Origin of the sequence: Micromonospora sp. NPDC047793 (assembly GCF_040642635.1) — a bacterium.
Taxonomy (GTDB): domain Bacteria; phylum Actinomycetota; class Actinomycetes; order Mycobacteriales; family Micromonosporaceae; genus Micromonospora.
In genome coordinates, this window is sequence record NZ_JBEYSG010000021.1 from 66,672 (window position 1) to 77,737 (window position 11,066).

The 11,066-nt window shown below is 71.9% G+C and carries 9 protein-coding genes; 6 read left to right on the forward strand and 3 right to left on the reverse strand.

What is annotated here, in order from left to right:
- Positions 1-150 precede the first annotated feature (150 nt).
- A complete protein-coding gene (eccCa, locus tag ABZ738_RS28795) occupies positions 151-4,113 on the reverse strand; it encodes a type VII secretion protein EccCa (protein WP_131055010.1) in 3,963 nt (1,320 codons plus the stop codon).
- A gap of 170 nt (positions 4,114-4,283) precedes the next feature.
- On the opposite strand from eccCa, the gene eccD reads away from it, so the two are divergent.
- Entirely contained in the window at positions 4,284-5,672 is a 1,389-nt protein-coding gene (gene eccD / locus ABZ738_RS28800) for a type VII secretion integral membrane protein EccD (RefSeq protein WP_357218313.1), read from the forward strand.
- A 3-nt stretch (positions 5,673-5,675) separates the two neighbouring features.
- Here eccD and ABZ738_RS28805 read toward each other — a convergent pair whose 3' ends face one another.
- Positions 5,676-6,422 (reverse strand): SUKH-3 domain-containing protein, encoded by a 747-nt coding sequence (locus ABZ738_RS28805; protein WP_131057123.1) that lies wholly within the window; start codon positions 6,420-6,422, stop codon positions 5,676-5,678.
- A 144-nt stretch (positions 6,423-6,566) separates the two neighbouring features.
- Between ABZ738_RS28805 and eccB the strand changes: the two genes are divergently transcribed.
- The 3 genes from eccB (at position 6,567) to ABZ738_RS28820 (ending at position 8,787) form a co-directional block, all read left to right on the forward strand.
- Positions 6,567-7,994, forward strand: a complete 1,428-nt coding sequence (gene eccB / locus ABZ738_RS28810) for a type VII secretion protein EccB (protein ID WP_357218317.1) — start codon at positions 6,567-6,569, stop codon at positions 7,992-7,994.
- 158 nt (positions 7,995-8,152) lie between these two features.
- Positions 8,153-8,482 (forward strand): WXG100 family type VII secretion target, encoded by a 330-nt coding sequence (locus ABZ738_RS28815; protein WP_131057127.1) that lies wholly within the window; start codon positions 8,153-8,155, stop codon positions 8,480-8,482.
- 14 nt (positions 8,483-8,496) lie between these two features.
- The gene (locus tag ABZ738_RS28820) at positions 8,497-8,787 is read left to right on the forward strand and encodes a WXG100 family type VII secretion target (protein WP_131057129.1); all 291 of its coding nucleotides are present in this window, start codon (positions 8,497-8,499) and stop codon (positions 8,785-8,787) included.
- Between the two features lie 93 nt (positions 8,788-8,880).
- On the opposite strand, the gene mycP is transcribed toward ABZ738_RS28820, so the two are convergent.
- On the reverse strand, positions 8,881-10,122 hold the full coding sequence (gene mycP / locus ABZ738_RS28825) for a type VII secretion-associated serine protease mycosin (protein WP_357218336.1): 1,242 nt from the start codon (positions 10,120-10,122) through the stop codon (positions 8,881-8,883).
- 209 nt (positions 10,123-10,331) lie between these two features.
- Between mycP and ABZ738_RS28830 the strand changes: the two genes are divergently transcribed.
- Together ABZ738_RS28830 and ABZ738_RS28835 are read left to right on the forward strand one after the other, a co-directional pair.
- The gene (locus tag ABZ738_RS28830; RefSeq protein ID WP_131054305.1) at positions 10,332-10,724 is read left to right on the forward strand and encodes a YbaB/EbfC family nucleoid-associated protein; all 393 of its coding nucleotides are present in this window, start codon (positions 10,332-10,334) and stop codon (positions 10,722-10,724) included.
- A complete protein-coding gene (locus tag ABZ738_RS28835) occupies positions 10,721-11,062 on the forward strand; it encodes a hypothetical protein (protein WP_131054304.1) in 342 nt (113 codons plus the stop codon). Before ABZ738_RS28830 ends, ABZ738_RS28835 begins: the two co-directional genes overlap by 4 nt.
- Positions 11,063-11,066: the final 4 nt, after the last annotated feature.

An 11,066-nucleotide genomic window follows, 5' to 3' on the forward strand; every position in this document is an offset into this window, starting at 1 on the left:
CGGCGCGGCCGGCCCACGCGCCCCGGCGAGGGTCCCGCCTTGTGCCGGAGTCGCAGCCTGTGGGGCGTCGACCACCGAGGCGGTCGCGCAGCCGCGCACGATAATCCACTCTGGCCGACGGTAGGCCGTCCGGGCAACCCCGTACCGCGCTCAGGACCGTGGTGGAAGCTGCACCAGCTGCACCAGCCGGGTCCCGCCGCGCCGGGACACCAGCCAGCCCCGGCCCGGTGGCAGCGGCCCGGGACGGACGGTGCCGAGCAGCACCCCCTCGTCCCGGTTGCCGGACATCACGATGCCCGGTGTGCTGATCTCCCGCAGCCGCATCAGGACGGGCTCGTACAACGCCCGGCTCGCGCCACCGGTGCGGCGGGCGATGACCAGGTGCAGACCGATGTCCCGGGCCTGGGGCAGGAACTCCAGCAGCGGGGTCAGCGGGTTGCTGCCCGCGCCCGCCACCAGGTCGTAGTCGTCGACCAGCACGTACAGGTCGGGGCCCTTCCACCAGTCGCGGGCCCGCAACCGTTCCGCGCTGATGTCCGGCGGCGGCAGCCGGTCCCGCATCACGGCGGCGACCTCGGTCACGATGCCCTCGGTGACCTGTGCCGTCGAGCCGTACCCGATCAGGTGCGGCGAGTCGATGTCACCGAGCAGACTGCGTCGGTAGTCCACGAGGACCAGCCGCGCCTGGGTCAGCTCGTTGCGGTCGACGATCGTCTGCGCCAGCGCCCGCAGGAACGTGCTCTTACCCGACTCGCCGTCGCCGAACAGGATGAAGTGCGGGTCGGCGGCGAAGTCCAGGTGCACCGGCTGCAGGTCCACCTCGGCGATGCCGATCGGCACCCCCGGGCGGCCGGTGTCCAGCAGGCTGCCGTAGGGGACCACCGGCGGAAGCAGCCGAATCGGCGGGGCACCCGGCCCCTGCCAGGCGGCGGCCAGGTCGGTGACCAGCTTGCGTGCCCCCTCGGGCAGGGTCTCCGCCTCCTGCGAGCTGTCGGTCCGGGGCAGCGCCGCAAGGAACTGCTGGCCGTCCGGCGTGATGCCGCGTCCCGGTGACTTGTCCGGCACGTTCATCGCCGCCCGGCGATCCAGGTTGGAGTCGCTCGCGTCGGCCAGCCACAGCTCCAACCGGGTCCCGAAGACGTCCCGGACGGCCGGACGCAGGTCCATCCACCGTCCGGCGGTGACGATCAGGTGGATGCCGAAGGAGAGACCACGGTTGGCGATGTCGTTGATGGTGGGTTCGAGGTCCTCGAATTCCGACCGCAGCGTGGCCCAGCCGTCGATGACCAGGAAGACGTCGCCGAACGGGTCGTCGTCGTGCTGCCCGTGGCGTCGCGCCCGCCGGTACTCGGACATCGAGTCCACGCCGCGCTCGGCGAACCGGCGCTCCCGCTCGCCCATCAGCAACTGCAACTCGGCCACGGTACGCCGCACCAGGCCGGCGTCGAGGCGGGTCGCCACCGAGCCGACGTGCGGCAGCTCGCGCAACGAGGAGAGCGCGCTGCTGCCCAGGTCGAGGCAGTACACCTGGGCTTCCCGAGGGGTGTGCGTCAGGGCCAGCGAGGTGACCACGGTACGCAGCAGGGTGCTCTTGCCGCTCTGCGGACCTCCGACGATCACCGCGTGTCCGGCCGCCCCGCCCAGGTCGAACCAGAGCACGTCCCGGCGTTGCTCGAACGGCTTGTCGACGATGCCCACCGCCACCTGCAACTCGCCCAGCAGACCGGCGTGCGCCACGGTCACCCCGCGCGCCGGGTCGGCCGTCAACGGCGGCAGCAACTGGTCCAGGGTCGGCGGCTCGGCCAGCGGCGGCAGCCACACCTGGTGGGCCGGTTTGCCCCGACCGGCGAGCCGGCCGACCAGGATGTCCAACACGCTCTCGCCGACCCCGTCGACCGGATCCGGTGTCTCCTCCGGCTTCGGCGTGCGGGTCACCGGCGGCGCGACGTAGGCGGTGGTGTACTCGCGTACCCGGTCCCCGCCGTCACCCGCCGCGACCGCAGCGGCGATCTTGCTCCGGTACGCGCCGGAGACGTACGCGGCCTTGAACCGCACCAACGGCTCGGTGCCGAACCGCAGGTAGCCGTGCCCCGGCGACCGGGGCAGCTCGTACGCGTCGGTGGCACCGAGCACCACCCGCGACTCCATCGCGGAGAAGGTCCGCAGACCGATCCGGTACGACAGATGGGTGTCCAGCCCCCGCAACCGCCCCTCCTCCAACCGCTGGCTGGCCAGCAGCAGATGCACGCCGAGCGACCGGCCGACCCGGCCGATCTGCACGAACATGTCGATGAAGTCGGGCTTCGCGGTGAGCAGCTCGGAGAACTCGTCACAGATGATCAGCAGGCTCGGCAACGGCGACAGCGGCGCACCCGCCGCCCGGGCCTTCTCGTAGTCGCGCTGCGAGGCGTAGTTGCCGGCGGCCCGCAGCAACTCCTGCCGACGGACCAGCTCACCGTTGATGGAGTCGGTCATCCGGTCCACCAGCGGCAGCTCGTCGGCCAGGTTGGTGATCACCGCGCTGGTGTGCGGCAACCCGTCCAGCCGGGTGAAGGTGGCGCCGCCCTTGAAGTCGACCAGGACGAAGTTGAGGCTCTCCGACGAGTGGGTGGCCGCCAGCGCCAGCACCAGGGTCCGCAGCAGCTCGGACTTGCCGGACCCGGTCGCGCCGATGAGCAGCCCGTGCGGCCCCATGCCGTCCTGCGCGGACTCCTTCAGGTCCAGCTCCACCGGCCCGCCGTCGCTGCCGATCCCGATCGGCACCCGCAACTTGTCGCGGTTGGGGCGCGGCTGCCAGCCCTGGTCGACGTCGAACTCGTACGGGTCGCCGATGTCGAGCAGGTCGGCCAGGCCCAACTCGCCGGTCAACGGGGTGTCGCCGCCGCTGCGCGAGGCGGCCGACAGACGCAGCGGAGCCAACTGCATGGCCAGCGCCTCGACCTCGGCCGGTCGGCAGTCGTCGGCCCGCCCGATCTCCGCAGGCCCGTCCACCGTGACACTGTCCAGCCGGCGGTCCGCCGACACCTCCAGCACCAGCCGCGCCCGGTCGAGCAGACGCGGCGCCGGAGTGGAGAGGTCGAGCAGGGTCACACCCTCCACCCCGCCCTCGGTCATCAGATGGTCGGAACCGGCGGTGTCACCGCCGTCCACGACCACCAGCACGTGTGGCCCGGGGACCTGCTGACCGCCACCGCTGGCGTTGAACCGGGGCCGGCTGGCGAGTACGTCGTCGAGCATCGCCTCCAGGCCGGTCACCGAGGGCGACACCAACCGCAGTTGCCCCAACGCGTCGGTACGCGACGGGTGCAGGGCGTGCGGCAACCACTTCGTCCACTCCCACCCGGCCCGCCGATCCGGCGCCACGCAGATCGCGATCAGCATGTCGTCCGGCGCGTGGAACGCGGCGGCCTGGGCGAGCACCGCCCGGACCATGCCGCGCGCCGCCTCGACGTCGCCGCGCAGGTGCACCCGGGCGAACCCGTTCAGCGCCATGGTCACCGGCAGGTCGGGCACCTCACCGTAGGTGGTGAGGAACCGGCGCAACGCCAGCGCGCACATCGGCTCCAACTTCTCCAGCGACGTGGCCGGCGGCGGCACCAGGGGCGTGGCCAGTTCCTGCGGGCCCAGGCCGATCCGGACGGTACCGAAGTCCACGTCGCCGCGCCGGCGCTCCCACAACCGCTGCCCCAACGGCAGCGACCAGAGGATGTCCGGATCCGGGTGCCGATAGAAGGCCGCCTCGCGCTGCTTGCGGATCGTCTTCAACACCCGACGACGCTGCCGCGACAGGTGCGTCATGTACTCCCGGCGTCGCTGGAGCATCTCCTGCTTTCCCGGCCCGCCCGCGTTGTTGCTCAACTGCGAACCGAGCATGCCGATGGCGGAGAGCCCGAACAGACCACCGGTGACGTACCCGAGAGTCGAACCGCCCCGACCCGCGAACATCAGGGCCATCGCGAACGAACCGGCGAGCATCGGCAGCATCATCATCATCTGCCCCCAGGCCTTACCGGTCGGCGCCGGCACCTCGGGCGGTGCCTCCAGGAGCACCTCGCCGGAGGGATACTCCGGTTCCGGCTGCCGGGCGGGTCGTTTGACGACCACGGTGCTCACGTGACAGACCTCCGTTGCCTCTCGCGGGCATGGTGCGTACGCCCGACACCCCCGTGCGCTCGGCCGTCGCGGAGAACCGGCACCCGCGTCACCGGCACATGGTAGGTAGCCTTCTCCCGTCAGGACAGCCGCGGGCCCATCGGCCCGCTCCGCGTACCGAGGGGTCGTCAGTGGTCACCCAGGCCGGAACCGGACTCGCGCGCATCGCCGTCGTCGCCCCCCACCGACGGCTGGACCTCGCCCTGCCCGAGCATCTGCCGCTCGTCGGACTGATGCCCGCGGTGCTGCGCCAGGCCGACGAGGAACCGTCGGACGGCACCGGCCACGGCGGGTGGATGCTGCGCCGCAGCGACGGTAGCGCCGTCGACCTGACCCGTACGCTCGCCGCCCAGAGCATCCGCGACGGCGAGACGCTGCACCTGGTGCCGCGCCGCACCGAGTGGCCGGAGCTGGCGTACGACGACCTCATGGAGGCCGTCGCCGACGGCGCCCGGCGTCGCGGCGTCGCCTGGACCCCGTTCGCGACCCGACTGACCGGCCTGATCGTGGCGGGTGTGCTGCTCCTGCTCGGCCTGGTCGTGATCGTCACCTCCACCCAGCCCGGCTGGCTCGGTGGCGCGGTCGCGCTCGGCACCGCCGCGGTGCTGCTGGCCGGCGGGATCGTGCTGTCCCGCGCGATGGCCGACTCGCTGGCCGGAGCGGTCGTCGCCGCCGCCGGGTTGCCCTACGCCTTCGTCGGCGGCGTGCTGGTGATCGGCTCCGGTGAGTCGGTCTGGGCGCTGGGCGCGCCGCACGTGCTGCTCGGCTCCGCCGTGCTGCTGCTCTCCGGCCTGCTCGGTCTGCTCGGCGTCGGTGACGCGACCCGGGTCTTCGTCGCCGCCGTCTTCGTCGGGTTCTGGGGCATGGTCGGCGGGCTGCTCGCCTTCGGCACGATGGACGCCGCCCAGGGCGCCGCCGTCGTGGTCAGCGCGGTGGCCCTCCTGCTGCCGGCCATGCCGCTGCTCTCCGTACGGCTCGGCAAGATGCCGATGCCGGCGCTGCCGCGTACCGCCGAGGACCTGCTGCGGGACGAGCCGCAGCCCAAGCGGGAGATCGTCTACCAGGCCACCGCTCGCGCCGACGAGGTGCTCACCGGCATGATCTTCGGGGCCTTCGTCGTCACCGTCAGTTGCCTGGTCGTACTCACCGCCACCGGCACCGTCTCCGCGCTGCTGCTGGCCGGGGTGATCTCGCTCGGCTACCTGCTGCGGGCCCGGCTGGTGGCGACGGTCCGGCACCGGGTGCCGATGCTCGCCGCCGGCCTGGTGGGCCTGGGCCTGCTGCCCCTGGTCGGCGCGGCCGACGCGTCGACGGCCGCGCGGGTGCTGGCGGTGCTGCCGGTGGCCCTGGTCGCGGCCGGTCTCGCCGCCGCCGCCGGGCTCGCCTACAGCCGACGCCCCCCGTCACCCCGGCTGGCCCGCCTCGGCGACGTCTGCGACATCCTGCTCCAACTCGCCATCGTGCCGGTGGCGTGCAGCGTGCTGGGCCTGTACGCCTTCATGCGCGCCATCAACGGCTGACCCTCAGGTCTGCCAGTCGAGGTCGCTGGCTTCGGTCATCGGGCCGCCCCGGATGAGTGCGACGATGGCGGAGTCGATGTCGGGGCCGACGAAGAAGTCGTCGGCCCAGTGCAGCATGAAGACGCGTCCCTGGGCGTCCACGACCAGTTCGGACGGTCCGTCCTCGTTGTTGCCGATCGGGTAGACCGGATTGTCGAACTCCTCGATGAACTCGCGGGCACCCACCGTGGTGACGCCACCCCGGGTCGGGTGGATGTAACTCGTGAAGCCGCCGCCGGGCCGACCGCTACGGCCGAACTGAGGCAACTGGAGGCCGCCGAACTCGACCATCGCGGCGCGGGCGGCGGGGTAGCACTCCAGCCCGGTGAGTTCGTCGGCGAAACGTCGCATCCAGTGGTCCACCGGTGCACCCAGTTCACGGCCCGGGAACCATCCCGCCTGTTCCAGCACATGCCGTACGTCCGGCGGGAAGCGTCCCTCGGCGCTGCGGCGCTGCGCGTACCGGTCGGCGACCACCTGCCAGGGCAACGAGGGCCACTGCGACACCTCACCGGTCTCCCGGTCGACGACCGCGCGCGGGTAGCCCGTGGACGGCGGCGGCGCGGGTGGCCCGTCGGGAGGGGAGCTCACCGGTTCGACCAGGCACGCCACGTAGCCCAGGTCGAACTCGAAGAGAGTCACATCGAGCACCGGCTGGTGCCTACCGGCCCACTGGCGTGCGATGGCCAGGGCCTGCTCGCGACTGATCATCGAACGACTCCTCGGGCTGGCGAGTTCGGTTTCGCCGGGCGGGCCGGGTGCGGGCATCGGCTGGCCCGGCGCCCTGCATATGGTAGGCACCGCGCGGCGCGGCCCACGTGACCGTGCCGGGTGTACGCCAGGGGGAGGGGTGCCATGCCGTCGCGGCGGGACCAGGTCCAGTCGTACCAGTTCTTCGTGCAACGGATGACCTCCGCGCTGGTGGCGCGTGACCCGGACCCGGAGTCCGCGCCGTTCCGTCGGCTCGGTGGCGCCGGTTTCGCCAGCGTGATGGTGGCGGTGCTGTTCCTGGGCGCCGTCGGGGTCTACGGCCTGCTGCGTCCCGGCGGCGCCACGAAGTGGAAGGAAGGCGGCGCGGTCATCCTGGAGAAGGAGACCGGCACCCGCTACCTCTATCGGGAGGGCCGCCTGCACCCGGTGCTCAACTACGCCTCGGCACTGCTGGCCATGGAGTCCGCTGCGCCGACCGTGTCGGTCTCCCGCAACTCGTTGGTCGGTACTCCCCGTGGCCCCCGCATCGGCATCCCGTTCGCGCCGGACGCGCTGCCGGCTGCCAACCGGATCCTGGACGGACCGTGGACGCTGTGCACGCAGCCCGCCCGCAACGCCGCCGGCGGGATCGTCGCCACCACCGTGCTCACCGTCGGGCGGGCACCCGAGGGCGGGCGCGAGCCCGGCGACGCGGCGCTGCTGGTACGCGACCGCAAGACCGAGCGACTGCACCTAGTCTGGCGCGACCACCGGTACGAGATCCGTAACGAGAAGATCGTGCTGGAGGGGCTCACCATGAGCGCCGAACCGGTGGTGGAGGTCGGTGGTGCCTGGCTGAACGCCCTGCCCGCCGGAGAACCGATCGCGCCTCGTCGGGTCTCCGACCGGGGGACGACCTCGACCGCGCTGGCGAACGCCCGGGTTGGTCAGGTCTTCGTGGTGGAGAGCCAGAACGGCACGCGCCAGCACTACCAGGCCGAGCGGAACCGGCTCGTACCGCTGACTCCGGTGCAGGCGGACGTGGTGCTGGCCGACCCGGAGACCCGCGCGGCGTACCCGGACTCCTCGGAGCCCCGGGCGCTGGAACTCGCCGCCGGCACCGCCGCCGCCGCGCCGAAGGGCGAGGCACCGGCCCAGGGTCGGCACCGTGCCCCGGAGCAGCGGCCCGAGATCGCCCGACTGACCGGTGACCAGCCCGCCGTCTGTGCCGCCTACCAGCCGGACCAGGACGAGCCGACGGTGCTGCTCGACGCCGAGGTGCAACCGGTACGCGAGCCGGTGCGGACCGGTGAGCAGACCGGCGACGGCATTCCGCTGGCCGACCGGGTGGTGATCGCACCCGGTTACGGCGTGCTTGTCGATGCCGTGCCCTCCCCGGACCAGCGGACCGGCACCCTCAACCTGGTCACCGACATCGGCTACCGCTACCCGTTGGCGTCCGAAGGGGTGGCGGCGATGCTCGGCTACTCCGGTGTGCAGCCGGTACGACTGCCGGCCAGCCTGGTGGTCCGGCTGCCCGCCGGTCCCGCCCTCGACCCGGCGATCGCCAAGCGGGCACTCGACCCGGAGTGATCCGACCAGCCACAATGGAAGGCTGGGCCGGGTTCCTGGTCTAGCGTCGACTGGACACGACCCGTTACCGTTCGTACGACGATGGTGCGTGAGCGCCGACTGACACGCCGCCCCCGGTGACGCGGGGCGATCGAACGAGGACGGGGGTGACTTCCGCCATGTCGATGAATACCGACACCGGCTTGATGCTGAAGACCGAGGGTGACGTCGATGCCGTCGCCGACCGGCTCACCGGCAACCTCAACTCGCTGATGGACCAGCTCGCTCCGCTGTACGACCAGTGGAAGGGGGCCGGCGCGGGTTCCTTCCACCAGGTCCGTGAGCGGTTCGACCAGGACATGGCCCGGCTCAACGTCGCGCTGCGCGCGATCGCCGAGGCCGTGGGATCGGCCGGTAAGGACTACGACGTCAGCGACGAGGAGATCCGGTCGGACATGGAGGGCGCGGGCGCGACCGCCGGCCAGATCACCGCGGCGCTGAAGCTCTGACGGGGAGATAAGTCATGACGGAGATTCGGTACAACTTCGCCGGCCTGAACGCGGCGGCGGACAGCTGTGGTGGCGCGGTCCGGAACATGACCGGCGAGCTGGACGGGCTCAAGTCCGGCATCGCGCCGCTGCTCGCGACCTGGGACGGCGACGCCCGTGAGGCGTACTTCCAGCGGCAGGCAGAGTGGGAGTCGGCCGCCAACGACCTGCGTGACCTGCTCACCCGGATCGAGCGCGCGCTGCGCGAGTCGGCGGGCAAGATGCAGGCCCGTGAGGCGGCGAACCGGCAGAAGTTCGGCGGCTGATCCCGCCACCAGGAGACACCTGGACGGCCCGGCCCTGTGCCGGGCCGTCGTCGTAAGGCCTGTGCGGCAGTGCTGCCTGTGCCGCCGTGCTGGTCAGCCGCGCGGCGTCGACGTCGGTACCCGGAAGAACGCCTCCTCGGGCTCGTCGATCCCGGGCATCGGGGCGGGTGGCGCCGACGGCCGGGTGGGCCGCCACCGGGTGCGTCGCCCGCGCGGCAGCAACGCCGCCAGGACCGCCACGCCGACCGCGAGCACGGCCAGCGGCAGACCGATCCAGAGTGCCCACCGGCCGAAGACCGCCCACCGCTCGGCACGGGCCTCTGCAGCGGCGTCGTAGGGCACGTCGGGCAGCGGAGGTTGGGCCACCGGTGCCGCACTGGTCAGACGTTCGGTGACGGCGCGGTACGGATTGACCACTCCACTGCCGTACCCGGCCTCGGCGTCGCCACGGGCCGGGTCGGCGGTGGCCAGGATCCGCCGGGTGACCTCCTTGGCCGACAGGTTCGGCTCCGCCGCGCGGATCAGCGCGGCGGTGGCGCTCACCATCGGGGCGGCGAAGCTGGTGCCGTCCCAGACGCTGTGTCCGAACACGCGGGTGGCGGCCACCACCGCCCCACCCGGCGCGACGACGTCCACGTACGGTCCGATCTGGGACTGCCTGATCCGGGCCCCGTTCTGGTCGACGGCGCCCACGCCGATCACCCCGTCGAAGTCGGCCGGGTACGGCACCGGGTCGGGACGGGCACCGTCCTGGTGCTGGTTGCCGGCGGCGGCCACCAGCACGACGTCCCGATCCACCGCGTACCTGACGGCCTGCTCGACGTCCTTGTCCCAGTAGTAGAGCGTCACCGACATGTTGATCACCTTGGCGCCCTCGTCGACCGCCCGCCGGATCGCCCGGGCGAAGACCTCGCTGGTGACGGTGTCGCCACCGGTTCCCGGCTGCTCGTTGGCGTTGCGCTCACTGACCCGGATCGGCACGATCGTGGCGTCCGGAGCAAGGCCGTAGAACCCGACCCCCTCCATCCGGCCGGCCGCGATGATGCTGGCCACGGCAGTGCCGTGGGAGACACAGTCCACATCGCCCCCCGGTGCGTCACGCAACGCGTCGAAGCCGGCGGCCACCCGTCCGGCCATCTGGGGATGGGTGCTGTCCGTGCCGGAGTCGATCACCGCGACCTTCACCCGCGCACCGGTGCTGAACGGCCAGACCCGCTGCGGCGCCAACCACCGCTGGTGCCACGGGGTCTCGATGTTCATCTCTCCCGGATCGCTCGGATTCCGGCAAATCGTCGGATCGGCCCGGGCCGGGGTCGGGGCGGGCGCGGTCACCATCGTGGCCAGAACGGCTCCCACGAGGGCGAATGCCGCGATCGGACGGTCACGGAACACTGCCTGCTCACCTCCCCGTCGACCGGTGCCGGTGCATCCTAACGACGCTCGGCCGCAGACCGGCCACCCCGATGTCGCGCCCATTCAGTATGGTCGAGTCGCCACGCCCAAGGCGCGGGTGAGACGTGGACGTGCGCGGGGAGGGACACGCCATGGACGTACAGGCGCTGCGCGCCCGTGCCGACGAACTGATGGCTCAGTTCGAGCGGATGCGCTCCGGCGTGGGTGACCTCCAGCAGAAGATCAAAGCGGTGAAGGCCACGGTCACCTCCGAGGATGGCCTGGTCACCGTGACCGCCGGGCCCCGTGGGCAGGTGACGAAGGTCGAGTTCGACCCGCGCATCTATCGCCGTCCGGACTCCAAGGAGCTCTCGGCCACCGTCACCGAGACGATCCGCCGGGCGAGTGAGAAGGCCATGGCCGAGGTCGAGCAGCTCCTCCAGCCGTACGTGCCGGACAGCCAGTTCCAGGCCTACATCGACCACGATCTCGACGGGATCTTCCGACAGCTGGACAGTGACCTGCCCGGGGAGGAGAAACGGTGAGCGAACTGCGCGAGACCTTCGTCAAGCCCGACGCGGCCCTGGACGGTGCCAACCGACTGGGCTCCGCCGGTGCCCTGCTGGCCATGCGTTTCCGGAGTGCCGCCACGACGATCGAGACGCTCAACGGCGGTCGGCCGTGGGGCGACGACGAGCCGGGCAACGAGTTCAACAAGAACTACCTCGGCGGCGACAACCAGCCGGCACAGAAGGTCCTCGACATGGGCCACGGTCTGGTGCCGGTGGTGGAGCTGCTGGGCCCGACCGTCAAGGGTGCGGTCGAGGGCACCGTCGACGTCGACGACATGACCCGGACGCTGTTCGGCGGCGAAGAGAAGTAGCCGG